At 60.4% G+C, this 26,980-nt stretch carries 25 protein-coding genes; 15 read left to right on the forward strand and 10 right to left on the reverse strand.

Going from position 1 to position 26,980, the window contains the following annotated elements:
- Positions 1–32: 32 nt before the first annotated feature.
- From AC1DE4_RS09690 to ligA, 8 genes are all read left to right on the forward strand, one after another.
- On the forward strand, positions 33–959 hold the full coding sequence (locus AC1DE4_RS09690) for a D-alanine--D-alanine ligase (RefSeq protein WP_018858328.1): 927 nt from the start codon (positions 33–35) through the stop codon (positions 957–959).
- On the forward strand, positions 947–1,879 hold the full coding sequence (locus AC1DE4_RS09695; RefSeq protein ID WP_026371941.1) for a cell division protein FtsQ/DivIB: 933 nt from the start codon (positions 947–949) through the stop codon (positions 1,877–1,879). Before AC1DE4_RS09690 ends, AC1DE4_RS09695 begins: the two co-directional genes overlap by 13 nt.
- Entirely contained in the window at positions 1,876–3,207 is a 1,332-nt protein-coding gene (gene ftsA, locus AC1DE4_RS09700; RefSeq protein WP_018858330.1) for a cell division protein FtsA, read from the forward strand. Before AC1DE4_RS09695 ends, ftsA begins: the two co-directional genes overlap by 4 nt.
- A gap of 56 nt (positions 3,208–3,263) precedes the next feature.
- Positions 3,264–4,988, forward strand: coding sequence for a cell division protein FtsZ (gene ftsZ, locus AC1DE4_RS09705; protein WP_477881177.1), 1,725 nt, complete (start codon positions 3,264–3,266; stop codon positions 4,986–4,988).
- 288 nt (positions 4,989–5,276) lie between these two features.
- Complete coding sequence (lpxC, locus tag AC1DE4_RS09710; protein WP_018858332.1) at positions 5,277–6,233, forward strand: UDP-3-O-acyl-N-acetylglucosamine deacetylase; 957 nt, start codon at positions 5,277–5,279, stop codon at positions 6,231–6,233.
- Positions 6,234–6,507: 274 nt separating this feature from the next.
- Positions 6,508–7,377 carry an outer membrane protein assembly factor BamD gene (locus AC1DE4_RS09715; RefSeq protein WP_025659382.1) on the forward strand — a complete coding sequence of 290 codons (870 nt, stop codon included), beginning with the start codon at positions 6,508–6,510 and terminating at the stop codon, positions 7,375–7,377.
- 5 nt (positions 7,378–7,382) lie between these two features.
- Positions 7,383–9,056, forward strand: a complete 1,674-nt coding sequence (gene recN, locus AC1DE4_RS09720; protein WP_477881179.1) for a DNA repair protein RecN — start codon at positions 7,383–7,385, stop codon at positions 9,054–9,056.
- A 108-nt stretch (positions 9,057–9,164) separates the two neighbouring features.
- On the forward strand, positions 9,165–11,330 hold the full coding sequence (gene ligA, locus AC1DE4_RS09725) for an NAD-dependent DNA ligase LigA (RefSeq protein ID WP_477881181.1): 2,166 nt from the start codon (positions 9,165–9,167) through the stop codon (positions 11,328–11,330).
- Between the two features lie 33 nt (positions 11,331–11,363).
- Here ligA and AC1DE4_RS09730 read toward each other — a convergent pair whose 3' ends face one another.
- Positions 11,364–11,885, reverse strand: a complete 522-nt coding sequence (locus AC1DE4_RS09730; protein WP_169681449.1) for a GNAT family N-acetyltransferase — start codon at positions 11,883–11,885, stop codon at positions 11,364–11,366.
- A gap of 259 nt (positions 11,886–12,144) precedes the next feature.
- Between AC1DE4_RS09730 and AC1DE4_RS09735 the strand changes: the two genes are divergently transcribed.
- Both AC1DE4_RS09735 and AC1DE4_RS09740 read left to right on the forward strand, forming a co-directional pair.
- The gene (locus tag AC1DE4_RS09735; RefSeq protein ID WP_018858337.1) at positions 12,145–12,735 is read left to right on the forward strand and encodes a 3'-5' exonuclease; all 591 of its coding nucleotides are present in this window, start codon (positions 12,145–12,147) and stop codon (positions 12,733–12,735) included.
- A 63-nt stretch (positions 12,736–12,798) separates the two neighbouring features.
- A complete protein-coding gene (locus AC1DE4_RS09740; RefSeq protein ID WP_018858338.1) occupies positions 12,799–13,293 on the forward strand; it encodes a CreA family protein in 495 nt (164 codons plus the stop codon).
- Positions 13,294–13,310: 17 nt separating this feature from the next.
- Here AC1DE4_RS09740 and AC1DE4_RS09745 read toward each other — a convergent pair whose 3' ends face one another.
- The 3 genes from AC1DE4_RS09745 to AC1DE4_RS09755 form a co-directional block, all read right to left on the reverse strand.
- The gene (locus AC1DE4_RS09745) at positions 13,311–13,721 is read right to left on the reverse strand and encodes a GFA family protein (protein ID WP_113583067.1); all 411 of its coding nucleotides are present in this window, start codon (positions 13,719–13,721) and stop codon (positions 13,311–13,313) included.
- A 198-nt stretch (positions 13,722–13,919) separates the two neighbouring features.
- On the reverse strand, positions 13,920–14,387 hold the full coding sequence (locus tag AC1DE4_RS09750) for a chemotaxis protein CheW (protein WP_018858340.1): 468 nt from the start codon (positions 14,385–14,387) through the stop codon (positions 13,920–13,922).
- A gap of 2 nt (positions 14,388–14,389) precedes the next feature.
- Entirely contained in the window at positions 14,390–16,354 is a 1,965-nt protein-coding gene (locus AC1DE4_RS09755) for a methyl-accepting chemotaxis protein (RefSeq protein ID WP_026371943.1), read from the reverse strand.
- Between the two features lie 353 nt (positions 16,355–16,707).
- On the opposite strand from AC1DE4_RS09755, the gene AC1DE4_RS09760 reads away from it, so the two are divergent.
- From AC1DE4_RS09760 to AC1DE4_RS09770, 3 genes are read left to right on the forward strand one after another with little or no spacing between them, the layout of a single operon-like run.
- Complete coding sequence (locus AC1DE4_RS09760; RefSeq protein WP_018858342.1) at positions 16,708–17,310, forward strand: SCO family protein; 603 nt, start codon at positions 16,708–16,710, stop codon at positions 17,308–17,310.
- Positions 17,311–17,314: 4 nt separating this feature from the next.
- Positions 17,315–18,442 (forward strand): FAD-dependent oxidoreductase, encoded by a 1,128-nt coding sequence (locus tag AC1DE4_RS09765; RefSeq protein ID WP_477881184.1) that lies wholly within the window; start codon positions 17,315–17,317, stop codon positions 18,440–18,442.
- Positions 18,443–18,456: 14 nt separating this feature from the next.
- Positions 18,457–19,335: a 50S ribosomal protein L11 methyltransferase gene (locus AC1DE4_RS09770; protein WP_026371944.1), complete on the forward strand. Its 879-nt coding sequence runs from the start codon at positions 18,457–18,459 to the stop codon at positions 19,333–19,335.
- A 158-nt stretch (positions 19,336–19,493) separates the two neighbouring features.
- Here the strand turns inward: AC1DE4_RS09770 and AC1DE4_RS09775 are convergent, their stop codons facing one another.
- The gene (locus AC1DE4_RS09775; protein ID WP_018858345.1) at positions 19,494–19,667 is read right to left on the reverse strand and encodes a hypothetical protein; all 174 of its coding nucleotides are present in this window, start codon (positions 19,665–19,667) and stop codon (positions 19,494–19,496) included.
- Between the two features lie 280 nt (positions 19,668–19,947).
- Here AC1DE4_RS09775 and AC1DE4_RS09780 point away from each other — a divergent pair, with 280 nt between their 5' ends.
- Positions 19,948–21,783 carry an aminopeptidase P family protein gene (locus AC1DE4_RS09780; protein ID WP_169681443.1) on the forward strand — a complete coding sequence of 612 codons (1,836 nt, stop codon included), beginning with the start codon at positions 19,948–19,950 and terminating at the stop codon, positions 21,781–21,783.
- A gap of 30 nt (positions 21,784–21,813) precedes the next feature.
- Here the strand turns inward: AC1DE4_RS09780 and AC1DE4_RS09785 are convergent, their stop codons facing one another.
- Positions 21,814–22,122 carry an AzlD domain-containing protein gene (locus AC1DE4_RS09785; protein ID WP_169681441.1) on the reverse strand — a complete coding sequence of 103 codons (309 nt, stop codon included), beginning with the start codon at positions 22,120–22,122 and terminating at the stop codon, positions 21,814–21,816.
- Between the two features lie 2 nt (positions 22,123–22,124).
- Positions 22,125–22,841 (reverse strand): AzlC family ABC transporter permease, encoded by a 717-nt coding sequence (locus AC1DE4_RS09790; RefSeq protein ID WP_018858348.1) that lies wholly within the window; start codon positions 22,839–22,841, stop codon positions 22,125–22,127.
- Between the two features lie 133 nt (positions 22,842–22,974).
- Between AC1DE4_RS09790 and AC1DE4_RS09795 the strand changes: the two genes are divergently transcribed.
- Positions 22,975–23,223: a DUF2164 domain-containing protein gene (locus AC1DE4_RS09795; protein WP_113471819.1), complete on the forward strand. Its 249-nt coding sequence runs from the start codon at positions 22,975–22,977 to the stop codon at positions 23,221–23,223.
- Here AC1DE4_RS09795 and pncA read toward each other — a convergent pair whose 3' ends face one another.
- The 3 genes from pncA to AC1DE4_RS09810 form a co-directional block, all read right to left on the reverse strand.
- The gene (gene pncA / locus AC1DE4_RS09800) at positions 23,224–23,850 is read right to left on the reverse strand and encodes a bifunctional nicotinamidase/pyrazinamidase (RefSeq protein WP_169681439.1); all 627 of its coding nucleotides are present in this window, start codon (positions 23,848–23,850) and stop codon (positions 23,224–23,226) included.
- A gap of 104 nt (positions 23,851–23,954) precedes the next feature.
- Positions 23,955–25,226, reverse strand: a complete 1,272-nt coding sequence (locus tag AC1DE4_RS09805) for a sugar MFS transporter (RefSeq protein ID WP_348644129.1) — start codon at positions 25,224–25,226, stop codon at positions 23,955–23,957.
- 280 nt (positions 25,227–25,506) lie between these two features.
- Positions 25,507–26,979: a sensor domain-containing diguanylate cyclase gene (locus AC1DE4_RS09810; RefSeq protein ID WP_169681435.1), complete on the reverse strand. Its 1,473-nt coding sequence runs from the start codon at positions 26,977–26,979 to the stop codon at positions 25,507–25,509.
- Position 26,980 lies beyond the last annotated feature (1 nt).

Genomic DNA, 26,980 nt, shown 5'->3' on the forward strand with positions numbered 1-26,980 from the left:
ATTCACAGTGCAGGTTATTTTTGGGGGTGTTGATGAGTCGCAAGCATGTCGCTGTCCTGATGGGCGGGTTTTCCTCGGAGAGGCCGGTAAGCCTTTCCTCCGGGACGGCGTGCGCGGACGCTCTCGAGGCTGAGGGCTTCCAGGTGACGCGGATTGACGTCGATCGCGATGTGTCTGCCAAGCTTGCTGCCTTGCGGCCCGATGTCGTCTTCAATGCGCTGCACGGCCCCTATGGCGAGGATGGCACGATCCAGGGCGTCCTCGAATATCTTGAGATTCCCTATACGCACTCCGGCGTGCTTGCATCAGCGCTCGCCATGGACAAGGAGAAGGCCAAGGGCGTTGCCGCCGCTGTCGGCATTCCGGTTGCTCAATCCGAGGTGATCAATCGATTCGCCTTTCCGGCGGAGCACCCGATGAAGCCTCCCTACGTCGTGAAGCCTGTGCGCGAGGGTTCCAGCTTCGGCGTAGTGATCGTTCAGGAAGATCAATCCCATCCTCCGCAAATCATCAGCTCTCCGGAATGGCGCTATGGCGAGCAGGTTCTTGTCGAGCGCTACATCTACGGTCGAGAGCTGACCTGCGGTGTGATGGGCGATCAAGTGCTCGGCGTCACCGAAATCGTGCCGGTCGGGCATGGCTTCTACGACTACGATGCCAAGTACGTGGCAGGTGGATCGAAACACGTCATTCCGGCGGAAATTTCACCGAATATTTACCAAAAAATACAATCATTGGCGTTAAGGGCGCATCAAGCAATTGGTTGCCGTGGCGTGAGTCGCTCCGACTTTCGTTACGACGATCGCTTCTCCGAAGATGGTGAAATCATCTGGCTGGAAATCAATACTCAGCCAGGCATGACTCCAACCTCCCTGGTGCCCGAAATGGCCGGTCATGCCGGCTACACGTTTGGTGAATTTCTCCGTTGGATGGTGGAGGACGCTTCTTGTTCTCGGTGACGGTCAAAAGAATAGGGCGCCCAAGTCATCAGGCGGAGCTCTCGTTTCCCGAGGGTGATGGTCGGTTGGTTCTGCCGCGCCCGCTGCGTCGCGTTGTGCGCTTTCTTGTCAGCCTCGGGAGTGGCCGCATCCATATTCCGGCTCACGTTGGGACGGTATCCGCCTTGGCATTCTTTGCGGCGACGGGTCTCTACGGCATGTCGCTCGGTGGTCACACCGAAGCGGTTGCGCAGGCGACGACGACGGCTGCAGGCTTTGCGATTGATGACGTGAAGGTGTCCGGCAATTCCGAGACCTCCGAAATCGAGATCCTGCAGTTGTTGGGGCTGGACGGTACGACCTCGCTCGTGGCGCTCGATGTCGATGCCGCGCGTCAGAAGATCGCGAAACTTCCCTGGGTCGAGAATGTCGAAGTTCGCAAGGTCTATCCGAAGACGATCGAGGTAAAGCTCACGGAGCGACAGGCTTACGCCATCTGGCAGCATGGTCAGGAACTCTCTCTCGTGGAGAAGGGTGGCTCGGTCATCGCTCCGCTGCGTGACAATAAGTTTTCGCAGTTGCCGCTGGTGGTTGGTCGCGGTGCTGAAGTTGCCGCAACCTCGCTCGAAACCGAATTTGCGAAGTGGCCGGAGATCAGGGCGCGGGTAAAGGCCTACGTCTGGGTGTCGGGTCGCCGCTGGGATCTGCACATGGACAACGGCGTTGCGGTGAAGTTGCCGGAAGACGATGTCGATCTGGCTCTGGCGCGGCTGTCGAAGTTCATGAAGGAGCAGGACCTTCTGGAGCGCGACATCGCTGCGGTCGATCTCAGGCTCACCGACCGCACGGCAATTCAGTTGACGCCGGAAGCCATGGCGCGCCGGCAACTTGTGCTTGATCAGCGGACCAAGGATTTGAAGAAGGCGGGGCAAAATATATGAGCTTGTTCGGTTCGTCCCATTTCGGATTGCCGCGCCTGAAGCCGCTTTCGTCGAAGCGGTCCCACGTCGTTTCGGTGCTCGACATCGGATCGACGAAGGTCGTCTGCATGATCGGCCGCCTGACGCCTCGCGAGGAAAGCCAGGTGCTGCCCGGCCGCACGCACAACATTGAAATCATTGGGATTGGCCACCAGCGTTCGCGCGGCATCAAGACCGGCGCGATTTCCGACCTCGATGCGCTGGAAAGCGTGATTCGCCTTGCTGTCGATGCCGCCGAGCGCATGGCCGGCCTGACGGTCGAAAGCCTGATCGTTAACGTCACGGCCGGTCGTCTGACGAGCGATATCTACACCGCAACCATCGATCTCGGTGGCCAGGAAGTCGAACTGAACGACCTCAAGAAGGTTCTGTCGGCAGCCTGCCAGCAGTCGCTGCGCCAGGATCGTGCCGTGCTGCATTCGCTGGCAACCGGCTTCTCGCTCGACGGCGAACGCGGTATCCGAGATCCCTTGTCGATGTACGGTGACGTTCTCGGCGTCGACATGCACGTCGTCACCGCTGAGCGTACCGCGCTTAAAAATCTCGAGCTCAGCGTCAATCGCGCTCACCTCTCGGTTGAGGGAATCGTTGCGACGCCGTATGCTTCCGGTCTGGCAGCTCTCGTCGACGATGAAGTCGAGCTGGGCTGCGCGGCGATCGATATGGGGGGCGGAACGACGACGATTTCGGTCTTTGCAGAAGGTAAGCTGGTGCACACGGATGCCGTCAGCCTCGGCGGCCATCACGTCACTACGGACCTCGCCCGCGGCCTTTCGACCCGTATCGAAGACGCCGAGCGCCTCAAGGTCGTTCATGCTTCCGCAATGCCGAACTCCTCGGACGAGCGCGAGTTGATCTCGATCCCGCCGATCGGCGAAGACGAACGCGACCTGCCGACGCAAGTGCCGCGCGCTTTGGTATCGCGCATTGTCAGCGCCCGTATCGAGGAAACCATGGAATTGATCCGCGACCGCATCCAGCGCTCGGGCTTCAGCCCGATCGTCGGCAAGCGCGTCGTGCTGACGGGTGGTGCGAGCCAGCTGACCGGCCTTGCCGAAGTTGCGCGTCGCATTCTTGCCCGCAACGTCAGAATCGGTCGTCCGATGGGCGTCTCGGGCCTGCCGACTGCAGCGAAGGGCCCAGCCTTTTCGACGGCCGTCGGTCTGATGATCTATCCGCAGGTCGCGGACCAGGAAACACATGCGTCACAGAGCGGTCTGCTCATGTCGCTTGGGGGAAATACCAGCCGCTTTGCCCGCATGGGGCAGTGGTTGAAAGAGAGCTTCTGACAATTGAGTGAATTGGCCGGCGTGGCGATGCGGCCATAAAGAGAAGGAACGGTAACATGACTATCAAGCTGCAAAAGCCGGATATCACTGAGCTTAAGCCGCGTATCACCGTGTTCGGTGTTGGCGGCGGCGGCGGCAACGCTGTCAACAACATGATCTCCGCTGGCCTCCAGGGCGTCGACTTCGTCGTTGCCAACACGGATGCCCAGGCCCTGACGATGACCAAGGCGGAGCGCATCATCCAGCTCGGCGCCAACGTCACTGAAGGTCTCGGTGCTGGTTCGCAGCCGGAAGTCGGCCGTGCCGCAGCCGAAGAGTGCATCGATGAAATCATCGATCACCTGAACGGTACGCACATGTGCTTCGTCACCGCCGGCATGGGCGGCGGCACAGGCACCGGCGCTGCCCCTGTTGTCGCTCAGGCGGCTCGAAACAAGGGCATCCTCACGGTCGGCGTYGTTACCAAGCCTTTCCACTTCGAGGGCGGTCGCCGCATGCGTCTGGCCGAAGCCGGAATCGAAGAGCTGCAGAAGTCGGTCGACACGCTGATCGTCATTCCGAACCAGAACCTCTTCCGCATTGCCAACGACAAGACGACCTTTGCCGACGCTTTCGCGATGGCTGACCAGGTACTCTACTCCGGCGTTGCCTGCATCACCGACCTGATGGTGAAGGAAGGTCTCATCAACCTCGACTTCGCCGACGTCCGTTCGGTCATGCGCGAAATGGGCCGCGCGATGATGGGCACCGGCGAAGCATCCGGCCAGGGCCGCGCGATGCAGGCTGCCGAAGCTGCAATCGCCAATCCACTGCTCGACGAAACGTCGATGAAGGGCGCACAGGGCCTGCTGATCTCGATCACCGGCGGTCGCGACCTGACCCTCTTCGAAGTCGACGAAGCTGCGACCCGCATCCGCGAGGAAGTCGATCCGGACGCGAACATCATCCTCGGCGCGACGTTCGACGAGTCGCTCGAAGGCATCATCCGCGTTTCCGTTGTTGCTACCGGTATCGATCGTGCGATCAATGCCGCGGCAGGAAAGGCCTTCCAGCCGGCAGCGAAGCCGATCGTGCGTCCTTCCGCGGCCGTTGCTCCGGCTCCGGCCGCTGTTCAGCCTGCACCTGTCATGCAGCAGGCACCCAAGCCCGTCGGCTCGGTTGCACAGGCAATCCGCACGGCCGAGGCCGAGATGGAACGCGAGCTCGAGATCCACGCTCCGCGTGCTGCAGCTCCGGTGCAGCAGCCGGCAATGCAGGAGACCTTCCGCCCACAGAGCAAGATCTTCGCTGCTCCGGAAGCCGCTCCCGTCATTCGCCCCGCCCCGGTTCAGCAGGCTCCCGTTCACGCGCCTGTTATCAGCCAGCCGGCTCCGCAGCCGGTCATGAGCCAGCCGGCTCCGGTCATGCAGCAGCCGATGGCCGCCCAGCAGGCCGTTCGCATGCCGAAGGTGGAGGACTTTCCGCCGGTCGTGCAGGCCGAGATCGACCGTCGCTCGCAGCCGGCCGCTCCGTCTCACGCCCACGAAGAGCGTGGCCCGATGGGGCTCCTGAAGCGGATCACCAACTCACTTGGTCGCCGCGAAGAGGAAGTTGCGCCAGAGATGACCTCGGCTCCGGCTGCGGCATCGCAGCAGCGCCGACCGCTTTCTCCGGAAGCCAGCCTCTATGCGCCGCGTCGCGGAAATCTCGACGATCAGGGCCGAAGCGTTCCGCAAGCTCGCATGATGCAGGAAGACGATCAGCTTGAAATTCCTGCGTTCCTGCGCCGCCAGTCGAACTGAGGCAAGGGACAGAATCGCCACAAGGATGCCCGGGAGTACGCTCCCGGGCATTGCCGTTTCAAAGCTCTGAATTCGACACGAATTGCGTTGTTATTTCAAAGGCATGCTTTCGTAACAATGCGAAAGAAACAGTGATTTGGATTGGAACCCGGGCGCACGTATGTATGTGCTCAAGGAACCGTCTTCTTGCGCTTTATCGCGAGGCTCTGACGGAGTGAAATGACCCCTGGCGGATGGTTCGGCATGTTAGCCGATGCGGATCACCAGGGATAATAAAGGCAAAAATTTATGGTTATTGGCATGTTGGGTTTTCAGACGACAGTATCGCGCCCGATTACGCTCTCGGGCATCGGCGTTCATTCCGGTGCTGACGTTTCGATTACCTTCAACCCGGCAGAAGCTGACACAGGCGTTGTCTTCAATCGCATGCACGACAACGGCGAGGTTTCCGAATATCGTGCCGTGTCTTCTCAGGTCGGCAATACAGATCTCTGCACCGTTCTTGGTTTCTCGCCGGCGCGATCGGTCGCGACGATCGAGCATGTCATGGCCGCTGTCTACGCGCTTGGTCTCGACAACGTCCTGATCGAAGTTCACGGTTCCGAAATGCCCATCATGGATGGCAGCTCGATGCCCTTTATCGAGGCGATCGAACAGGTTGGCCTAGTATCGCTTGGCGTCAAGCGTCGCTACATCCGCGTCACCAAGCCGGTTCGCATCGAGCATGGTGGTTCGTGGAGCGAGTTCCGTCCCTATGACGGCATGCGCTTTGAGGTTGAGATCGATTTCGACTGCCCGCTGATCGGCCGACAGAAGTGGGAAGGCGACATGACGGCTGCGACGTTCAAGTCCGAGCTGTCGCGTGCCCGTACCTTCGGCTTCATGCGCGATGTCGAGCGTCTTTGGGCCTCCGGCCACGCGCTTGGTTCGTCGCTTGAGAATTCGGTCGTCATATCGGACGACAACACCGTTATCAACGTCGAAGGCCTGCGCTACGCCAAGGACGAGTTCGTGCGCCACAAGGCACTCGATGCGGTTGGCGACCTGGCGCTCGCCGGTGCTCCTTTCATCGGCTGCTATCGGTCCTACCGCGGCGGTCACAAGATGAATGCTAATGCTCTCAAGGCGTTGCTCAGCGACCCGACCGCCTATGAAGTGGTCGAGACCTCTGCGCCGCGCCAGCGTGTTGCGGCTCGGGATTTCATCCGGGTCAACGCGCCGGAATTTGCTCCCTGGTCGGCATGACCTCCATCGCATTTATTAGGCCAGGGCCGCCTCCTTCGGGAGGCGGTTTCTTTATGGGGAGCAGGCTGACGATGATTCCCCGATAGATGTGCTGCCGCAGATGCTTAGTAGCACCAGATGCAGCATTCGCAGTGTAAAACCGGCGTTTATCGCCTGCATCGCCACAAAAATGCGTTAATGCATCATCATTGCGTTGCTCTGGCTCCACATTTGTGGCTAGAAACGCCAGCAAGGCGTGGCTGCCGTTGAGGGATGGCGGCGTTGGGATATTCCGATGGGTTATGCAGGGTCTGATAGTATGATGAAGACAGCGCGCGCTTTGTTCGCATCGCTCTTGGTGCTGAGCGCAGGTGCCTTAATTTCCGGATGCCAGTCGGACCCCGATATCGATATCACCAAGCTCGGCCTCGAGAACGATCCGCCGGATGTCCTCTATACCCAAGGCCTCGCCAACATGAAGGCCGGCAACATGGCCGAGGCGGCGCGCAAGTTCGACGCAATCGACCGCGAAAACCCGTTCTCAGAATGGGCGCGAAAGGCGCTCGTGATGAGCACCTTCGTCAAGTATCGCCAGGGCCGTCTGGACGACGCTCTCGCTTCGGGCAACCGCTATATGGCGCAGTATCCGAAGTCGAAGGACGCTCCCTACGTGCAATATCTGATCGGTCTGACCTATTCGAAGCAGATCGTGGACGTCACGCAGGACCAGCGCGCGGCCGCCAAGACCGTCGAGGCCATGCAGGCTGTCATCGACAACTATCCGGATTCGGAATACGTCGACGACGCGCAGGCGAAAATCCGCTTCGCACGCGATCAGATGGCAGGCAAGGAAATGCAGGTCGGCCGTTACTACATGGAGCGCAAGGAATACCTGGCGGCGATCTCACGCTTCCGCACGGTTGTCGAGAAATATCCGAATACCAACCAGATCGAAGAAGCGCTTGCGCGCCTTGTCGAAGCCTATTACGCAATGGGCATCGTCGAGGAAGCACAGACGGCAGCCGCGGTTCTCGGCCACAACTATCCTGACAGTCAGTGGTATGCGGACTCCTTCAAGCTGCTGAAGAGTGGTGGCACCGAGCCGCGTGAAAACCCCGGTTCGTGGATTGCTGCCGCGGGCAAGAAACTCCTGCTCGGTACCTGAGGCCAATGCTGATCCAGCTTTCGATCCGCGATATCGTCCTGATCGAGCGGCTGGATCTCGCCTTCGAGACCGGCCTCTCGGTGCTGACCGGGGAGACCGGCGCTGGCAAATCCATCCTGCTCGATAGCCTGTCGCTCGCGCTTGGCGGGCGCGGAGACGGCGGTCTTGTTCGCCATGGCGAGGACAAGGGGCAGGTTACGGCTGTGTTCGACGTCGGTCCGGACCACAGCGCCCGCAAGCTGCTGCGCGAAAACGGCATCGATGATGACGGCGATGTTATCTTCCGCCGTGTCCAGAACGCTGATGGCCGTACCAAGGCTTACGTCAACGACCAGCCGCTCAGCGTTCAGCTCATGCGCCAGGTCGGGCAGATGCTGGTCGAGATTCATGGCCAGCACGACGATCGCGCCTTGATCGATGCGCATGCGCACCGGATCCTGCTCGACGCTTTCGCAGGCGTGAACGAAGATGCTGCCGGAGTCTCCAATCTGTACCGCATCTGGCGCGATACCGAGCGGACGCTCAAGAAGCAGCGCGAAAAGGTGGCGAACGCTGCTCGTGAGGCCGACTACCTCCGCGCTTCCGTAGAGGAGCTCGAGAAGCTTTCACCGCAAGACGGAGAAGAGGACGAGCTCGCCGATCGTCGCCAGAAGATGATGAAGGCCGAGCGGATCGCCGGCGATATCGCCGAGGCTTCCGAATTCCTCAACGGCAATGCTTCCCCCGTGCCACATATCGCCTCGCTGGTGCGCAGGCTGGAGCGCAAGAGCCACGAGGCGCCGGGCTTGCTGGAAGATACGGTGGCGCTTCTGGATGCCGCTCTGGACCAGCTCTCCAATGCGCAGATGGAAGTCGAGGCTGCGCTGAGGAAGACGGAATACGATCCGAAGGAGCTGGAGCGTGTAGAGGAACGCCTGTTTGCCTTGCGCGCTGCCTCCCGCAAATACTCCGTTCCGGTGACCGAACTGCCGGCGTTGGCGGTCCGCATGATCAGCGATCTTGCCGACGTCGATGCCGGCGAGGAAAAGCTTGCCAAGCTTGAAGCCGAGGTCGGTGTTGCCAAGGCAAACTACGACGCAGCGGCGCGCAGCCTTTCCGATAAGCGTCATCATGCCGGAGACGCCTTGGCTGCTGCCGTCATGGCGGAACTGCCGGCGCTGAAGCTCGAGCGCGCAAGCTTCATGGTAGAGATCACCACCAATCCTGATGACGCGACCTCGGAGGGGATCGACGTGGTGGAGTTCCACGTTCAGACCAACCCGGGCACACGTCCTGGTTCGATCATGAAGGTGGCATCCGGCGGCGAGCTTTCGCGCTTCCTGCTCGCCCTGAAGGTCGCGCTTGCCGATCGCGGTTCTGCGCCGACGCTCGTCTTCGACGAAATCGATACCGGCGTCGGTGGGGCGGTTGCGGATGCGATCGGTCAGCGGCTGAAGCGGCTCTCCGACCGCGTGCAGGTGCTGTCGGTCACACATGCGCCGCAGGTCGCCGCGCGTGCGGCGACGCACCTGCTGATTTCGAAAGGACCGGCCGCCGAAGGCTCGGAGAAGATCGCGACTCACGTCGCGACGATGGCGCCTGGCGACCGGACGGAAGAAATCGCACGCATGCTGGCGGGTGCGTCGGTGACGGAAGAGGCGAGGGCGGCGGCGGCCCGGCTGCTGGCCGGGAACGGCTGATTTCCTAATCGCCGAATTGGGGAGAGGGCGAACGAGGACCTCTCGCTCTCTTTCAATCCATTCATTTTGCTCTAAAACCGACTCCAGATTCCGTGGAGCGAGAGCCGTATGTCGACCGAAGCCATAGCCGTTGATGCCCTGACGATCGAAGATGCCGCCGCCGAGCTTGAGTGGCTCGCCAAGGAGATCGCCCGCAACGACGAGCTTTATCACGGCGAGGATCGCCCGGCGATTTCCGATGCCGAGTATGATGCACTGAAGCGTCGCAACGACGCGATCGAGGCGCGCTTTCCGGAACTCATTCGCGAGGACAGTCCGTCGCGGCGTGTCGGTATCGCGCCTTCGGTAACGTTCGCGCCCGTTGTGCATGCACGGCCGATGCTATCGCTCGACAACACGTTCTCGCAGGAGGACGTGCAGGACTTCGTGGCGAGCGTCTATCGCTTCCTCGGCCGTCTGCCGGACCAGTCGATTGCCTTTACCGCGGAGCCGAAGATCGACGGCCTCTCTATGTCGATTCGCTATGAGAACGGCAGGATGGTGAGCGCTGCAACGCGCGGCGACGGCACGACCGGCGAAAACGTCACGGCCAACATCCGCACGATCAAGGAAATTCCCCAGACGCTGCCGGCGGGGGCACCAGCAGTCGTCGAGGTGCGCGGCGAGGTCTACATGGCCAAGAGCGACTTCCTGGCGCTCAATAAGCAGATGGAAGCCGAGGGGAAGCAGACCTACGTCAATCCGCGCAATACGGCAGCCGGATCGCTGCGGCAGCTCGACGCCAAGGTGACTGCGAGCCGCAAGTTGAAGTTCTTCGCCTATGCCTGGGGTGAGATATCCGACATGCCCTCCGACACACAGTTTGGTATGGTCGAGGTATTCAAGAGCTGGGGCTTTCCGGTCAATCCCCTGATGAAGCGGTTGAATTCCGTCGCCGATATTTTAGCCCACTACGACGAGATCGGCCTGAAGCGACCGGACCTGGACTATGATATCGACGGTGTCGTCTACAAGGTCGACAGCCTGGAACTGCAGCAACGGCTCGGATTCCGCTCCCGCAGTCCGCGCTGGGCGACGGCACATAAGTTCCCGGCCGAGCAGGCTTTCACGACTGTCGAGAACATCGATATCCAGGTGGGCCGCACCGGCGCCCTGACGCCGGTTGCACGGCTGACGCCAATTACCGTCGGCGGCGTCGTCGTAACCAATGCGACCCTGCATAACGCCGATTACATCGAAGGCATCGGGAACTCGGGCGAACGCATCCGCGACGTCGGGCACGACATTCGGATCGGTGACACGGTCATCGTGCAGCGGGCCGGAGACGTTATCCCGCAGGTGCTCGATGTTGTCATGGAGAAGCGCCCCGCTGATGCCGCCCGCTATGAATTCCCGCAAAAATGCCCGGTCTGCGGCAGCCATGCGGTGCGGGAGAAGAACGAAAAGACAGGCAAGCTCGACTCCGTAACGCGCTGCACCGGCGGCTTCATTTGCCGTGCGCAGGCCACCGAGCATCTGAAGCACTTTGTTTCGCGCAATGCCTTCGATATCGAGGGCCTGGGATCGAAGCAGGTCGACTTCTTCTTCGAGAGCGACGATCCGGCGCTGCAGATCCGTAACGCGCCAGATATTTTCACGCTTGAGAAGCGGCAGGCCGGTTCGCTGACAAAGCTTGAAAATATCGAAGGTTTCGGCAAGGTCAGCGTCGGAAAGCTCTATACGGCGATCAACGAGCGGCGGAGCATCGCGCTGCACCGGTTCATTTACGCGCTCGGCATCCGGCACGTCGGCGAGACGACAGCCAAGCTCCTGGCACGCTCCTACGGCACCTATGCCGACTTCGAAGCAGCGATGACAGCTGCCGCGCCGCTCTCGGGCGATGCCTGGAACGACCTCAACGCCATCGAAGGCATCGGTGAGATCGTCGCGCGCGCGATCGTTGAATTCTACAAGGAACCGCGCAATGTCGAGGTGATCTCGCGACTGCTCGCCGAACTGAATGACGGGACGCCCTTGCCTGCAGAGATGGTTGCTGCTGCAGACAGCCCAGTCGCCGGCAAGACTGTGGTCTTCACCGGTTCGCTGGAGAAGTTCACGCGCGATGAAGCCAAGGCGCGGGCTGAAAGCCTCGGCGCTAAGGTCGCAGGCTCGGTGTCAAAGAAAACCGACATCGTGGTTGCAGGACCAGGCGCAGGCTCGAAACTCGACAAGGCACGCGAACTCGGTGTCCAGACGATGGACGAGGACGAGTGGCTGGCCCTGATCAGCGGATGAGGGATCGGCTGTCACCGACCTCGGAGCGTTCCTCTACCGCTTGATGCGCGCCATCGCGTAAGCATCGACGTAGCTGCCGGCGCGGAAGGCGAAAGCACGGAGTATACCTTCCTCTTCGAAACCAAATTTCCTGTAAAGGGCGAGGGCGGCTTCGTTGTCGGTGTAAACAGTCAATTCCAGGCGCATGATGTTCAGCCAGTTGTCGGCGGCATCGATGACGGCCGCGAGCATCGCGCTGCCGATGCCGCGACCGGTAAAGTCGTCATGCACGCCCATGCCGATGCTGGCGACGTGACTGCGGCGGCCGTGGTAACGGGTCATGCCGATGTCGCCGACGATCTGCTCGTCGATAATTGCGACCAGACGCATTGCATCCGGATTGCTGTTTTCGACATGGCGGCGGGTCTCTTCAATGCTTTGGTAGGGTGGACGCAAGGTACCGGCACGGAAGCCCGGCAGATTGACCAGCGCCGTCAATGCCTCGGTGTCGGACGGACGGATGGCTCGGATCGACAGTCCGGCGGGTATTTCTCTGGGGTTTGGATTCTTCTGCATGCAACTCTCCTTCTCAGTTTGAGGAGAGCCGGTTCCCGAACCCTGCTCGCCTCGGCAGGGTTTAGGGGATGACGGACTGCTTCTAACGCACCATCGCTCCCGCCAACCCTGCAAGGGTGGTCGTCCGCGTCAGCACAATGGTCATCAATCCGGTCATGCGCCATGATTTCGCAATCCGCTTGCGGATGTCAACAGCCGGATTTGCGCGGAGAGGGTGGGGAGGTTATGCCAGATCCATGACATCGAATCGGAAATCTCGTTGAAAACCATCGCCATTGATTTCGAAACCGCCAACGAACAACGCGGCAGCGCCTGTTCGGTGGGACTGGCATGGATTGAGGACGGCAAGGTTACTCGCGTCGAGGAGCGTCTGATCCGGCCGAAGGAGATGCGGTTCTCCGGTATGAACATCGCCATTCACGGCATCCGGCCTGAGCATGTCGAGGACGCGCCGGCGTTTCCGGAAGTGATGGACGAATTCCACGACGATTTCCGAGGTGCGACCATGATTGCGCACAATGCAGCGTTCGATTTCAGCGTCTGGCGCGCGAGCCTCGATCTCTATCGGCAGTCCTATCCGGAGCTGACGTATCTCTGTAGCCTGAAGATGGCCCAGCGGATCTGGCCGCATTTCCTCTCGCACCGGCTCAACATGATCGCCGAGCATCTCGGCCTGCGTTTTGCGCATCACAATGCCGCCGAGGACGCCGCCGTCTGCGCGCATGCCGCGATCGCGATGGCAAAGGCTGTCGGGGCGGCTGCAGTGAACGCCATTCCCGCTCTGATAGGCATGAAGCCTGGCAGGCTGACGTCGACCGGGTATGAGGCCTGCACCTGCAGGAAGGCGTGAACACTTCCTTGTAAAGGCATCAGGCGCGCTTACCTAAGATGCGGATGCAATCAGGGAACCGTCATGTCCAGAAAGAGTTACATCGCGCTTGCCGCTGCTTCACTCATCGGCCTTAGCGCCGGCGCTGCCTCAGCCGACGTCGTCGGCAAGGTCGGGGTCGACTGGATTGGCAACGACATCATCATCGATGCGGTGGCCGACCCGCAGGTGAAGGGCGTGACTTGCCACGTCACTTATTTCGACCGCAGCGTTATCGATCGCGTGAAGAACGGCAACTGGTTCGAAGACCCCTCGAACAACTCCATCTCCTGCCGGCAGACGGGGCCGATCGAGATTGGCGACATCAATCTGTCGGAGGGCGGCGACGAGGTGTTCAAGACGGGCATGTCGCTTATCTGGAAGAAGCTGGTCGTCAACCGGATCTACGACAAGAAGAACGACACGCTGGTCTATCTCGCCCACTCCCGCGAACTGACTGATGGCTCGGCGAAGATGGCGATTTCAACCATCCCGCTATACGGCCAGAATGTCACGTGGAAGAACGGCAAGCCGCAATAGCAACACGCCTCGTCGCGCTAGGCGCGGCTCTTGGGATGTGCCGGCAGCTTGTCGCAGATGACATCCCAGGACACCTTTTCAGACGTCCAGACATGAAAGGTCGGATGATACTCATCCGGGTCGTCGAGGCTGACTGTCATGATGTCGATCAGGTCTGGGTCGGCATCGTTCTGATAGCCGATCGGGGAACCGCATGAGCCGCAAAATGTCCTGACAACGCCTCTCGAGGAGGCAAATGCCCGAGGGGCTCCCTGTTCGTATACCAGCGTTCGCACGGGAAAGGTGACGAACGGAAGCGTAGGAGCCGAAGCGACCTTTCGGCATGTCTGACAGTGGCAGATGCCGCTCGCCAGCGGCGCCTCGTCAATTCTGTATCGGACCGCACCGCAGCCGCATCCTCCGGTGTGACGGGTTTTCGCCTCGCGCATTCTGCGTACCCCGTTGTTCTTCTGACAACCATTCGAACGCCCGTTCGCGCACTTCGTTCACTCGAAGCGACGTCGGACGATGCGATGAGGAGATAGCCTGCAATGCGGCCCTAACAATGACCGTACAGAAAAAACCGCTCGCAACGGTTCGATGCGAGCGGTTCGAAAATCTCTTGGCGGTTATGCTGGCTGGTCGCGTCAAGCAGCCTGTGCCAATTCGTCGGCGATTACGGTGTCGAGGTTTAGGAAGCAGACCATGGTCTTTTCCAGGGCGACGATGCCGCGGCAGAAGGCGCGCTGGGCTTCCGGGATGATCTCCGGTGCCGGCTGCAGGTCTTCGCTCTTGATGGTCATCATGTCGGAGACCTGCTCGACCAGCAGGCCGACGAGCTTGCCGGCAATGTCGGTGACGATAATGGCGGAGCGCTCCGACGGCTCGGTCATCTTCATGCCGAGGCGGCAGGCCATGTCGATGACCGGAATTACCGCACCACGAAGATTGATGAGGCCGAGGACGTAGGGCGGTGTGTGCGGCATTGGCGTTACGGGCGCCCAGCCGCGGATTTCGCGGATCGCCATGATGTCGATGCAGAACTCCTGCTCGCCGAGATGGAAGGAGACGATCTCGAGATGCGATCCGGTCTGGTTGATGACGGTATTGTTCATGATCAGAATTCTTCCCAGTTGTCTCCGGCCGGTACGGCCATGGCTCTGGCGGTTGCGCCGCCGCTGAATGCGCCCGCGACCTTGCCGATAAGGCTTCGTGCGGGAGATGGTTTCGGATGCGAGACTGCGGTGGCTTCCCGCGGCGTGGAACGGGCATTCATGCCTTCGCCGATCTTGAACGTCTGGATCAGGTGGATCAGGCTGTCGGCATCGGTGGCGAGCGCGTGACTTGCTGCGTTCGTTTCTTCCACCATGGCCGCGTTTTTCTGCGTGACCTGGTCCATCTGGCTGATGGCCGTATTGATTTCGTTCAGTCCGGTAGATTGTTCGCGTGCAGAGGTTACGATTGATTTAACATGCTCGTCGATGCGCAAAACATCTTCGCCGATCTGGCGCAGGGCTTCGCCGGCCGCCGTTACGAGTTCGCCGCCGGCCTTTACCTCGGCGCCGGATTTTCCGATCAAGGCCTTGATATCCTTGGCGGCACCGGCCGCGCGGCCGGCGAGTTCGCGTACTTCCTGTGCTACGACAGCAAAGCCCTTGCCGGCTTCGCCGGCGCGAGCAGCTTCGACGCCCGCGTTGAGGGCGAGGAGGTTGGTTTGGAAGGCGATCTCATCGATGACGTTGATGATTGTTCCGATCTCGCGCGAGGCGGTCGCGATTCGCTCCATCGCAGCCATGGCATCGGTCACGACCACATCTGATTTCGCGGTATTCTGCCGGGTGTGGGCAACCATGTGGCCGACTTCCTCGGCACGGTTGGTGGCGTTGCGAACCGTCGCGGTGATCTGGTCGAGCGCCGCGGAGGTTTCCTCCAGCGAGGCCGCCTGTTGTTCCGTACGCTTGGCGAGGTCGTCTGCTGCCGAGCGCATCTGCTGGCTGTTTGCCTGGATGGAAGTCCCGTTTCGGGCGATCCCGGCCATTGTCTGGCGGAGCGTCGCCGTGGTGTGATTGAAGTCGGTGCGCAAGCGCTCAAGCTCTGCCGTGAACGGCTGATTGATGGTGACTGTCACGTCTCCGCCCGCGAGGCGCGTAAGGCCGTCGCCCAACGCATGGACTGCATCGTTGAGCGCTTCGGCGTCCGCAAGCTTCGCTGCTTCACGGCTGCGGCGCTCGGCGTCGCTCTGCTGGCGTTCGCTGTCGCTACGCGCCTGCAATTCCTGCTTCTCGATTGCGGCAAGCCGGAAGCTCTCCGCTGCGCGTGCCATGTCGCCGATCTCATCGCCCCGGTCAGTGGCGGGGACAAGGCTATTGAGATCGCCGCGCATGATGCCCTGCATGCTTTTTCGCACACCCTCGATACCGCGACGGATGGAACCGCCATGGATGTATTGCAGGGTGCCCATTGTCAGGATGGCGACGATGCCAAGTCCCAGCTGGATCAGTATCGCCCGCTCCGAGATTGCGTTTGCCTCGTCGATACGCGCTTTGGCCAATTCGCCGCCTTCGTGGGCGAGCTTGTCCAGTGTCGCGCCCACCTTGTCGCCGCCACCGTCGATGGCGTCGTCCAGCTTGTCAAATTCACTGTCCGGCGCCCCGGCTTCGACAGCAGATTTCAAGTCTCCGACGACATTTTTCCCCAGAGACGCCACGTCTGCATCATAGGTGGACAACAGGTTTCCGGCGTTCAGCTCTTCGCCCAGGCGGTGCATCTCCTTGGAGCTGTTCTGCAGCTCGCCGATCGCCTCGTTCATCAGCTTCAGGCGTTCGGGCATCACGGCGCGATCGCCACGGTCGACGATGGTGTCCATGGCGGCAAGAATGAGGGTGAGGTTTGCGGCGCGCATCTCGTTAATCTGGTCGACGCTGGCCTGGATTTCGTTGGCATGTCTCAAAGCCGCGTCGGCGCTCGAATTTTGATACCAGCCAACTGCAAGCATCGAGCCGAAGCCAATGAACGCCGCGCCGGCAAGTGTCCCCAGCCGTTGGCCTACAGAGAGGCTCTTGCGCACTTTCATATCAGTCATTGATGATCATCCCCCTCCGCGATGAGACGCGGTGTGCATCTTGCGCTCACGCGGATAGCCGGGGATTGAAATGCCGGGTGGACCTCATGTCACGAGAACGTAGAACGTTCTATCCATTCCTAAATATAGATATGTATTTTTAAGTATTTGCTAACCCTCAAAGATTGCAACCGTCTTTGTTTCATCTGCTAAGTGGTTGAAGATTTTGGTTTTTGTGAAACCGATTTCGCCTTTTCCGTGTGCTGGTGGGGCAATCGGTCGCCACTGGGAAACGTGTTGTTGAATTGCGCCCCGAAGCAGGAGGCGATATCACCCGATAAACGGGAATAATCCCGATCTTTGAGGTTCGATCGATGAAGACTGTCCGCATTGCGGTCTGGGTTGCGGTGCTGCTGATGGCCGGAATTCTCGGCTGGCTGACGCTTAATGTCACCAAGACGAAGGAGGCCGTTTCCGAGGGGCCGTTCGGCGTGCCGTTCACGCTCGTTGCCCAGGACGGCAAGCCGATCACCGAGCAGGCCTTCCGGGGCAAGCCGACGGCGCTCTTCTTTGGCTTCACCCATTGCCCGGAGGTCTGCCCGACAACGCTCTTTGAGATGAACGGTTGGCTGGAGAAGGTCGATCCGGATGGCAAGAAGCTGCAGGCCTATTTCGTGACCGTCGATCCGGAGCGCGACACGCCTGAGGTGATGAACGAATACGTTTCCAACGTGTCCAAGCGCATCGTCGGCATATCAGGCGCGCCCGACAAGATTGCCGATGTCATCAAGGGCTACCGCGTCTACGCCAAGAAGGTTCCGGTGGACGAAAGCAATCCGAACGGCGACTACACGATGGATCACACGGCTTCTGTCTTCCTGCTCGATTCGGAAGGGCGGTTCTCCGGTACCATCGCCTATGGCGAAAATCCCGATACGGCTGTAAAGAAACTGGAGAACCTCGTCAGCAAGGGATGACGGCATGGCGTCAGGGCATCGCAGCATCTTGATCGCCGGAGCCGGTGCGACTGGTCTGACTGCTGCTCTTGAACTCGCCCGCCGCGGCCACCTCCCGCGCATCGTCGATAGCGACGCCGGACCGGTGCCCCTAACGGAAAGCCGTGCTCTCGGCATCAATGCCAGAACGCTGACGCTGCTTTCACCTTCGCGTGTGACGGACACGATCCTGCAGGAAGCGCAGCAGATACAGCACTTCCGGATCGCCGCCAAAGGCAAGGTCCTTGCCGACATCGACACCACGGAGGTTCCCGGTCCCTACAGTGCCATCCATGCGCTGGCGCAAGGGCATACCGAGCGGCTGCTGCTCGGCAAGCTTTCCGACTACGAGATTGCTCCGGAGTGGCAAACCGTCGTGGAGGCGGTTTCCGGCGATCTTTCGAAACCGAAGGTGACGCTAAGGAAGCTGGATGGTTCGGTCGAAACCGCGGATTTCGATATCGTGATCGCGGCCGACGGGTCCCATTCAACGGTGCGAGAAGCCCTCGGCATCGGTTTCCCCGGGCAGGTGCTGGAGAGCAGCTTTTACCTGGCGGATTTTCGCTACGCCGGACCGGTCGATCCCAGCTTTGCCGAGATCAGCCTGTTCGATCCTGGCATGATCGGGCGCTTGCCTGTGACGCGTGACGTGCTGCGCTACATTTCGACGCTCCCCGATTTCGAGAGCCGCATCGAGCATCCCGCGCCCATTGCTGAGCGGGTCTGGGCGTCCGATTTTCGCATTCACTTTCGTCGTGCCGAGGTAATGGCGAGGGGCAACGTTTTCCTTGCCGGGGATGCTGCGCACATTCATTCGCCTGCCGGGGCGCGGGGGATGAACCTTGGCATCGAAGACGCATGCTGGTTGGCCTGGCTGATCTCGGAGGGGCGGGAGCAGGAGTATGCGGTGCTCAGGATGCCTGCTGTGACGACGGTGCTGAAGCAGACCCATCAATTGACATCGCTAATCACAATGACACATCCGATGGCAATCGCGATCCGCAATCTTGCCGTACCGGTTCTTTTGCGGATACCTGCATTCCGACAAAAATTGCTTCACGGTGTTTCCGGATATGATACGCAGTCGCCGCCCTGGATCGATGGCGCCCCATAAAAGAAAGAGTGATTGTGAGTGAAATACGCCTTTATGTGACGACGACCGAAGTGCAGGCCGGTGAGATTCTGGACCTGCTGTCCGAGGTCTTCGGCGAAGAAGACTTCGCGATCGCAACGACTGAAATCGACGAGAAGAAGGACATTTGGGAAGCCTCCGTCTACATGATGCGTGAAGACGAGGCGCAGGTTCGCGCGCGTGTCGAAGACGCGCTGAAGACGAGCTTTCCCGACGCCAAGGTCGAACGCGAGGTGATCCCTGACGTCGATTGGGTCGCCAAGTCACTCGAGGGCCTGAAGCCGGTTCGGGCAGGGCGGTTCCTCGTCCATGGCTCGCACGACCGCGACAAGGTACGGCCCGGGGACATTGCGATCGAGATCGATGCGGGCCAGGCGTTCGGTACGGGTCACCACGGTACGACGGCTGGCTGCCTGGAGACGATCGATCGTGTTCTTCGTTCCCGCTCCGTGCGGAATGCGCTCGACCTCGGAACCGGTAGCGGCGTTCTGGCGATTGCCGTGAGGAAGCTGCGTAACATTCCCGTTCTCGCCACCGATATCGACCCGGTCGCAACTCGGGTCGCGGCCGAGAACATCAGAAGCAACGGGATTGCGTCCGGTATCTCGACGGCGACAGCGCCGGGTTTTCACTCGACGGCCTTTTCCACACATGGTCCCTTCGATCTCATCATCGCCAACATCCTCGCGCGACCGCTGATCAAGATGGCGCCGCAGCTCGTCAACCACCTGGCGCCGGGAGGCTCGGTCATCCTCTCCGGCATTCTGGCCGCGCAACGCTGGAAGGTGCTTGCCGCCTATAATGGTGCGCACCTGCGGCATGTCCGCACGATCTGGCGAAACGGTTGGGTGACGATCCATCTCGACCGCCCTTGAGATGAAGGCAAAAGAAAAGGCGGTGCCAATGGCACCGCCTTGAGACCAGTTTCCCGGTCAGTGCCCGCGAGCTCGAAGGAGGAGGAGCGCTCGAGCGGGCTTCTACTGTTCTGATCGCCGATCCCGTGAGGGAGGAGGAGAAGGGAGCGGCGAGTTGCTCAGAACGTGTAGCTGGTTGCGACCTGATGGCGCGTAACCCTGTGGCCGGCGCCGAGCAGCTTGAGGGTGTCCTCATGCGGCGGACGGCGCGAGCCGATGATGTGACGCACAGTCTGGCGCTCGCCAGCCTGCACCGGGCTGCTGTAAGCGAAGCGCGACAGAGGGGCAGTCATATCCAAATTCCTTTTGTTTCGTTTCAGGTTCGTCTCGAACCCGTCTGATGGCGCCTATATAGCGATTTAGAAAAGCTGAGGGAGAGGGTTTCCTTCATGGGAGCCATGCAGAGAATGCATAAAGCGTGCCAGTTTGTGAATCGGCGCCTCATTTCCGCCGAATTATTGCGCGGCTCTCACTCAGGTATCGCGTAGCAATTTCTCGTATTCTCATGAAATTCCGATACCATAGCCGAATCTCTTCGCTGAGGGGATTGTCCAAAAAAACGGGTTAGTGAGCATGTTCCAGTCTTTCGAAGTCACCTCGACGCCACAATTCGGCCGCGATCGCGTTTCGGCCCTGCGCGCAAGCTTTGATGCGCTTGGCATCGACGCCTTTCTGGTGCCGCGCGCCGACGAGTTCAACGGCGAATACGTGCCAGCTTGCTCGGAACGCTTGTCGTGGCTGACGGGTTTCACGGGCTCGGCGGGGGTCGCGCTGGTGACGCGTTCGGAGGCGATTGTCTACGTGGACGGGCGCTACGTGACGCAACTTGCCGAGCAAGTCGACAACGCGCTCTTCACCGGTGGGGACCTTGTGAACGAGCCGCCTCATGCCTGGCTTGCAAAGAATGGCTCCAAGGGCTTGCGTCTTGGCATTGATCCCTGGCTGCACTCCGGGGCGGAGGTGCGGCGACTTGAAAAGGCGCTTGCCGAAATTGGCGGTTCGCTCGTTGTCCTGCCTCACAATCCTCTGGACAAACTCTGGAGCGACCGGCCGCAGGAGCCGTTGGGGCAGGTGACAATCCAGAACATCGTCCAGGCGGGCGTGCTCGCAACCGACAAGATCGCAACGGTCGCGGCCGATCTTGCAAAGAAGAACCTCAAGGCGGCGCTGATCGCGGATCCGTCTTCGGTCGCCTGGATCTTCAATATCCGCGGTGCCGATGTGCCGCACACGCCGCACCCGCTGGCGCGGGCGATCATCTATGCCGATGGCAAGGCGGACCTCTTCCTCGACAAGCGCAAGACCGGTATCGAACCCGAAGCCTATCTCGCTCAGATGTGCATGCAGCTTCCGCCGTCGGAGCTCGAAAAGAAACTGTCAGCTGTTGCAAAGGATGGTGGTCGCGTCTTCGTGGATCCTGACCTCACCTCGTATGCCCTGGCGGAGATCATTCGCAAGGGAGGTGGCGAAGTCGTGGAAGGGAATGATCCCGCAAAGCTTCCGCGAGCGGTGAAGAACAACGTTGAGATTAACGGTTCCGCGGCCGCGCATCTGCAGGATGGCGCAGCGATGGTCGAGTTTCTCTACTGGCTGTCGCAAGTCAAGCCCGGGACCGTGTCGGAAATCGACGTGGCGGAGAAGCTCGAAGTAGCGCGCGCCCGTGTCGGGCAGAGCATGCAGAACCCGCTGAAGGACATTTCGTTCGATACGATTTCCGGTGCCGGCGAGCACGCGGCGATCATGCACTATCGCGTCACGACGGAAACGAACCGCAAGCTGGAAGCCGGGGAGCTTTTCCTGATCGACTCCGGCGCCCAGTACATCAACGGCACGACGGACATTACCCGCACCGTCGGGATCGGTTCGGTCACCGAGGAGCACAAGCGCTTCTTCACGCTGGTGCTGAAGGGCATGATCCAGATCAGCACCGCGCGTTTTCCGAAAGGCACCCGCGGCTGCGATCTCGATCCGCTGGCCCGCATCGCGCTCTGGCGGGCGGGGGCCGATTTCGCCCATGGCACCGGCCACGGTGTCGGGTCCTACCTTTCGGTGCATGAAGGTCCGCAACGCATCGCCAGGTTATCAACGCAGGAATTACTGCCGGGGATGATCCTCTCGAACGAGCCCGGCTACTACCGTCCCGGCGCTTTCGGCATCCGCATCGAGAACCTGATCTACGTCCGCGAGGCAGAGGCAATCGATGGCGGCGACACGCCAATGCTCGGGTTCGAGACGCTGACCTTCTGTCCGATCGATCGCAGCCTCGTCATTCCAGAACTTCTGAACCATGACGAGTTGCATTGGCTGAACAATTATCATGAGCGCACGCGGGAGGCGCTGATGCCGCTGATCCACGACCACGACGTCAAGGCGTGGCTGGAGAACTCGACCTTGCCGCTGGAATACTGAGCCAGGCGGCCTTGCTCGCCGCCGATGGCGTCACATGCCGATCGTGTGACGCCAGCCCAGAACGAAGAGCCACGCGACGATCAGCATCCAGGTGTGCGAGGCCCGCAGGCCAACGACGAGTGCGACGAGCAGGGCCAGCTTCGAATCCCAGCCCCCCATGAAGAAGGCCGGCGCGACAAGCGTCGTCAAGACTGCAGCTGGGACCGCAGCAAGTGCGGCCTCCATGCGTGGCGGAATGCGCTTCATCGTGGTGATGAGGATATAGCCGCCGATGCGGGTTGCGTAGGTTGCAACCGCCGCAGCGACGATCACGAGTGCCATATGAAGATCGAAGGCCATCGTCATACCTCGTGCAGATCGGATTCGAGTTCCTGTTCGTGGGGCGGCGGTGGGAACAGGGCGGCAAGGATGATTCCCGCTGCGGCACCCAGGCTGACGTGCCAAGGTGAGCCGACATAGTGATAGGCGACAACAGAGGCGACCGCACTGACGGCGGCGACCGGCAGAAAGTTGTCGCGATGGCGGAAATCCAGGACGATGCCGAGGAAGTAGGCCGGCAGCAGGATGTCGAGACCGATCAACTTCGGGTCGCCGATGTAGTTGCCGAGCAGCCCGCCGAGCAGGCTCACCAGGACCCAGGGGATGTAGATGATGATGCCGAAGCCGAGGTACCAGACAAAGGTGACCGGCTTGCCGGCTTCGCCGCGCTTCAGCGTTTCGGCAAACTGCGGATCGACCAGCAGGAAAAAGGTGAAGAATTTCTGGAGCGGCGAAAAATGCTTGATGTAAGGGGCGATGGCCGCCGAATAGAGGACATGGCGAAAGTTGACGGCCAGGATGGAGGCGACGATCAGCCACGCCTGGACGTTATGGCCGAACAGTTCGAGGCCGACCATCTGGCTCGCGCCGGCATAGACCGTGGCGCTCATGAAGGTCACTTCCGCGAGCGACATGCCGTTATCGACTGCGAGCGCTCCAAACAATGCCCCAAACGGGGCCGAGGCCATCGCAATGGCTGAGCCACCGCGCAAGCCGTCGAAAAAATCAGCGCGACTCATCGGCGATAATCCTTCTGGAATTTTGTCCCCCGTCTAGGGACGGGCGGTATCCGCCGCAAGCAAATTTCCTTGATTGACCGATCGATTTCGCTGAACGATGCACACGCGACTGATTGCCGTTCGAGGAACAAAGATGACCCGGATCGAACTATCGAAAGAGGAAAAGGCCGAACTCATTGCGCGGATCCAGCACTATTTCGATAGTGAGTTGGACCAACCGATCGGCCTCCTGAAAGCGGAGTTTGTTCTCGAGTTTTTCGCGAAGGAAGTTGGCGCCGCTTACTACAAGAAGGGGCTCGAGGATGCGCAAGTCGCGCTTGCCAGACGCATGGATGACTTTTCCGAGGACGTCTATGAGTTGCAGCGGACTGCGACGGAGTGATCAGCCTTCCAAAATTTGTCGGCTGGTGACGATGTCGATGCCGTGCTCGCGCATTTCCTTGACCGCGATCGCAACACCTTCGGGTGTGATCCCACGGCTGGCATCTTCGACAAAGCGAACCCGCACTCCGGGCATCATTTCGGTCGCATCGAGGACGGAGAACTTCACACAATAGTCGGTTGCGAGACCGCAAACGTCGAGTTCCGTGACATCCTGCCCCTCGAGAAAGTCGGCGAGCCCGGTGAGGGCGTCCTGATCGTTGTCGCGGAATGCCGAGTAGCTGTCGACACCACGATTCTCGCCTTTCTGGAGGATGAGATCGATCTCGCCCGTCTTGAGATCGGGATGCAGTTCAGCGTCCACCGTTCCTTGAACGCAATGGTCCGGCCACATCATCTGCGGCTTGCCGGAGAGCGTCCCTAATTCGAACGGCTGCTTGCCGGGATGAGATGAGGCAAAGCTTCCATGGCCGGCAGGATGCCAGTCCTGGGAGGCGACGATCAGGTCATACTTGCCGCTCTCGATCAGGCGGTTTGCGATGGGAACCACTTGGTCGCCATCCGGCACCGGCAGGTTGCCGCCCGGGCAAAAGCCATTCTGAATATCGACTAGAAGCAAGGCTTTCATCGGTGCGACTCCCTCGATTTGCACTGCAACATGCCAAGGGCCGAGGGACGGCGCAAGCGCCGAAACGCTTCGCCGCATGGGCGGCGAAGCGGGCCTTGAAATGGTCAGGTCGGCCGGTGCCCCTTCAGCCCATAAAAGGCAATGTAAGCATAGCACAGAACCGGCATCAGGAAGGCGAGATGTATGCCGATCGTGTCAGCAAGGGCGCCTTGCAAAAGCGGCAGCAAGGCGCCGCCGACGATTGCCAGGCAAAGGATTCCAGAGCCTTGGCTCGTGTATTTTCCAAGGCCGTACAGTGCGAGACTGAAGATCGTCGGGAACATGATCGAGTTGAAGAGGCCGATTGCGAGGACCGACCACATGGCGACGTGACCGCCCGAGAAGACGGTGAGTAACAGCAACAGGATGACCGCGGCTGCATTGAAGGCCAAGGCCTTGCCGTCATCGACGTAGCGCATCACGACAGCACCAATGAACCGGCCGATCATCGCGCCGCCCCAGAAGTAGGATACATGATGGGCGGCCTCGGCTTCCGAAAAGCCTGCTATATCCGGCTGGCTCATGAAGTTGACCAGGAAGCTGCCGATGCTGACCTCCGCGCCGACATAGAGGAAGATGCCGATTGCGCCGAGCACGAGATGGCGATACTGCCAGGCCGAGCCGCCGCCGGTGATCGGCTCAATATCTTCCGCACCTTCAACCTGGGGGAGCTTGAGGGCTGCAAAGAGCGCGGCGAGTAACAGGAAGGCGACAGCCAGCAGCATATAGGGGAACTTCACAGCGCTCGCTTCGGCAAGCCTGACGGCGTCGAGTTGTTCCGGAGTGGTGCCCGCAACGGCGGCCGCTGTCGCCGACAGGATCAGGACTGCGCCGAACATCGGGGCAAGTGTCGTGCCGAGGGAGTTGAAGGCCTGTGTCAAGGTCAGGCGGCTTGCGGCGGTGTCGGGTGGACCGAGGACCGTGACATACGGGTTTGCCGCGACCTGTAGCACGGTGATCCCAGTTGCCAGCACGAAGAGGGCGCCGAGGAAGAGTGCATAGATACGGTAGCTTGCGGCCGGAATGAAGAGCGCGCAACCGATGGCGGAAATGATCAGGCCCGTCACGATCCCCCACTTGTAGGTGATGCGCTTGACGAGCGCGCCGGCGGGCAGGGAGACGATGAAGTATGCGCCGAAGAAGCAGAGCTGGATCAGCATCGATTGCGTGTAATTCAGCTGGAAGACGTTCTTCAGGTGCGGAATGAGAATGTCGTTCAGGCAGGTGATGAAACCCCACATGAAAAACAACGATGTCAGGGCCACGAGGGCAAATTGATAGCTCGCTGCCGGGGAAGCCGATGCCGGGCGCGTCGTCGCGGCACTGTTGGTGATGATACCAGCCACAGTCTTGTACCTCTTGTTCTTGTTGCGCCGGAAATTTTCTCTTGAAGCCGTCGAAACGGCGGGCCGGCGGTGGCTCGGCAAGGCACTTGGGAGGAGGCATGCAGCAAGCCACAAGGCTCATATATCCATTTGAAACCAAATTGGTAGTATTCAAACGATTTTTATTGTGCGTTGCGGCGGGTGGTTCGCCCCTGCGAACATGTGCTGACGCGGCCGGTTCTTGCGCCGGCGTTCCAAGACCGTGGAGAGATTTCCTGCGCCGGGGAAATGGTCAGGCCGCCGAAGCGGACTTTTCATTCGCCGCGACGCTGCCTTGTCCTTCTGTCTTGCGGCTGGCGTGATAGGCGCGTTTCTGCGCGTACATCGCAATGTCGGCACGCCGCACCATGGCTTCCATCGTTTCCCCCGGCTCGCTTGTCGCGACACCGAGCGATATGCTGAGCGGAGCATTGGAGTAGAACTGATTGTTGATCTTCAGCAGCTCGCCGATGGTCTCGACCATTGCGGCGACAGCCTGCTTGTCGGCGCCGGGCATCAGCACCGCAAACTCGTCGCCGCCGATGCGGGCAGCATGGTTTGGCTGTGTGGCGGCGCCATTCAGAACTTCGCCGAGACGGCGCAGCAGCGCATCGCCGGCATCGTGTCCCAGCTGGTCATTGGCCTCCTTCAGGCCGTTGAGATCGATGACGACAGCCGAGACCGGCCGCAGCGACTTGCGTTCGAGCCTGTTCAACTCGTCCACGTAGAAGGCGCGATTGTGAAGCTTGGTCAGGACGTCGTGCTTGCCGAGATATTCGAGGTAAGCTTCGGCCTTCTTGCGCGCTGTGATGTCGGTGAGGGCTACCTGCACAAGTGCCCAGTCGCCTTCGTGGCCGGGAAGGACGGAGAATTGCAGAAGGACGTAGCGCTCGGAGCCGTCGAGGGCGTAGTTGATCACTTCGCGCTGATGAAAGAGCCGGCCGTTCCAAAGCTCGATCAGCTGTTCGCGGAAGTGTTTTTCCATGTCGTCGCGGAAGACATCGCCAATGCGCTGCAGAAGCGTATGCCGGTCGGGTGCGCAGAACAGGTCGAGGGTTGCCTGGTTGACGTCGATCACCTGGATCTCGCTCATGCACTGACGCACGAACTCGGGATGGACATCGGTGAAAACCCTGAAATCGTCGATGCCGCGATCGCGGACATTCTCAAGCAGCAGTTTGATCTGGCTGAAATCCTCGACCCAGAGCGAGACCGGGGAATGCTCGAAGATGCCTTCGGCGTAGCGGCGATTTTCGCGCTCCTTGCGGCGCGCTTCCTCACGTGCGGTGACATCTTCCGTTGTCAGCATTATCTGCGCAAGCGACTGCTCATGGCCCGGCAGCACCGAACCACGGAGCTGGATATCGAGCCTGCGGCCGGACAGCGTATAGTTGACCGCGCTGCTGGTGAATTCGGTCTTGCCATCCCAGAGTTCTGCCAATTCGTTGACGTGGCTTTCGAGCATCTCGTCGCGAAACACCAGGCCGAGATTGGCGACCAGGTGGTCGAGATCGTTAGCCCCGAAGAGTTCGAGTGTCTTTCGGTTGACGCGCAGCACGCGGATAAGCTGTGAGCAGGCGGCGATGCGCGTTGTGTCTTCTCTAAGGTAAGCTCGGATGTCTTCGACGCCCTCAGCGCGCCAGCGATCGAATTGCGCCTTGACCCCGCTGAAATCCTCGATCCACATCGCGATCGGTGACAGGTCGAAGATATCGGAGTCGCTCATG

Source organism: Rhizobium sp. 10N414, from assembly GCF_056394785.1.

Coding starts and splice junctions, on each gene's coding strand:
- AC1DE4_RS09740 (WP_018858338.1), top strand. CDS start 12,799: ATGTCCAGAAAGAGTTACATCGCGCTTGCCGCTGCTTCACTCATCGGC.
- AC1DE4_RS09810 (WP_169681435.1), bottom strand. CDS start 26,979: ATGAGCGACTCCGATATCTTCGACCTGTCACCGATCGCGATGTGGATC.
- AC1DE4_RS09690 (WP_018858328.1), top strand. CDS start 33: ATGAGTCGCAAGCATGTCGCTGTCCTGATGGGCGGGTTTTCCTCGGAG.
- AC1DE4_RS09750 (WP_018858340.1), bottom strand. CDS start 14,387: ATGAACAATACCGTCATCAACCAGACCGGATCGCATCTCGAGATCGTC.
- AC1DE4_RS09745 (WP_113583067.1), bottom strand. CDS start 13,721: ATGCGCGAGGCGAAAACCCGTCACACCGGAGGATGCGGCTGCGGTGCG.
- ftsA (WP_018858330.1), top strand. CDS start 1,876: ATGAGCTTGTTCGGTTCGTCCCATTTCGGATTGCCGCGCCTGAAGCCG.
- AC1DE4_RS09795 (WP_113471819.1), top strand. CDS start 22,975: ATGACCCGGATCGAACTATCGAAAGAGGAAAAGGCCGAACTCATTGCG.
- AC1DE4_RS09715 (WP_025659382.1), top strand. CDS start 6,508: ATGGGTTATGCAGGGTCTGATAGTATGATGAAGACAGCGCGCGCTTTG.
- AC1DE4_RS09780 (WP_169681443.1), top strand. CDS start 19,948: ATGTTCCAGTCTTTCGAAGTCACCTCGACGCCACAATTCGGCCGCGAT.
- AC1DE4_RS09785 (WP_169681441.1), bottom strand. CDS start 22,122: ATGGCCTTCGATCTTCATATGGCACTCGTGATCGTCGCTGCGGCGGTT.
- AC1DE4_RS09755 (WP_026371943.1), bottom strand. CDS start 16,354: ATGACTGATATGAAAGTGCGCAAGAGCCTCTCTGTAGGCCAACGGCTG.
- AC1DE4_RS09730 (WP_169681449.1), bottom strand. CDS start 11,885: ATGCAGAAGAATCCAAACCCCAGAGAAATACCCGCCGGACTGTCGATC.
- pncA (WP_169681439.1), bottom strand. CDS start 23,850: ATGAAAGCCTTGCTTCTAGTCGATATTCAGAATGGCTTTTGCCCGGGC.
- lpxC (WP_018858332.1), top strand. CDS start 5,277: ATGGTTATTGGCATGTTGGGTTTTCAGACGACAGTATCGCGCCCGATT.
- AC1DE4_RS09790 (WP_018858348.1), bottom strand. CDS start 22,841: ATGAGTCGCGCTGATTTTTTCGACGGCTTGCGCGGTGGCTCAGCCATT.
- AC1DE4_RS09765 (WP_477881184.1), top strand. CDS start 17,315: ATGGCGTCAGGGCATCGCAGCATCTTGATCGCCGGAGCCGGTGCGACT.
- ligA (WP_477881181.1), top strand. CDS start 9,165: ATGTCGACCGAAGCCATAGCCGTTGATGCCCTGACGATCGAAGATGCC.
- recN (WP_477881179.1), top strand. CDS start 7,383: ATGCTGATCCAGCTTTCGATCCGCGATATCGTCCTGATCGAGCGGCTG.
- AC1DE4_RS09775 (WP_018858345.1), bottom strand. CDS start 19,667: ATGACTGCCCCTCTGTCGCGCTTCGCTTACAGCAGCCCGGTGCAGGCT.
- AC1DE4_RS09760 (WP_018858342.1), top strand. CDS start 16,708: ATGAAGACTGTCCGCATTGCGGTCTGGGTTGCGGTGCTGCTGATGGCC.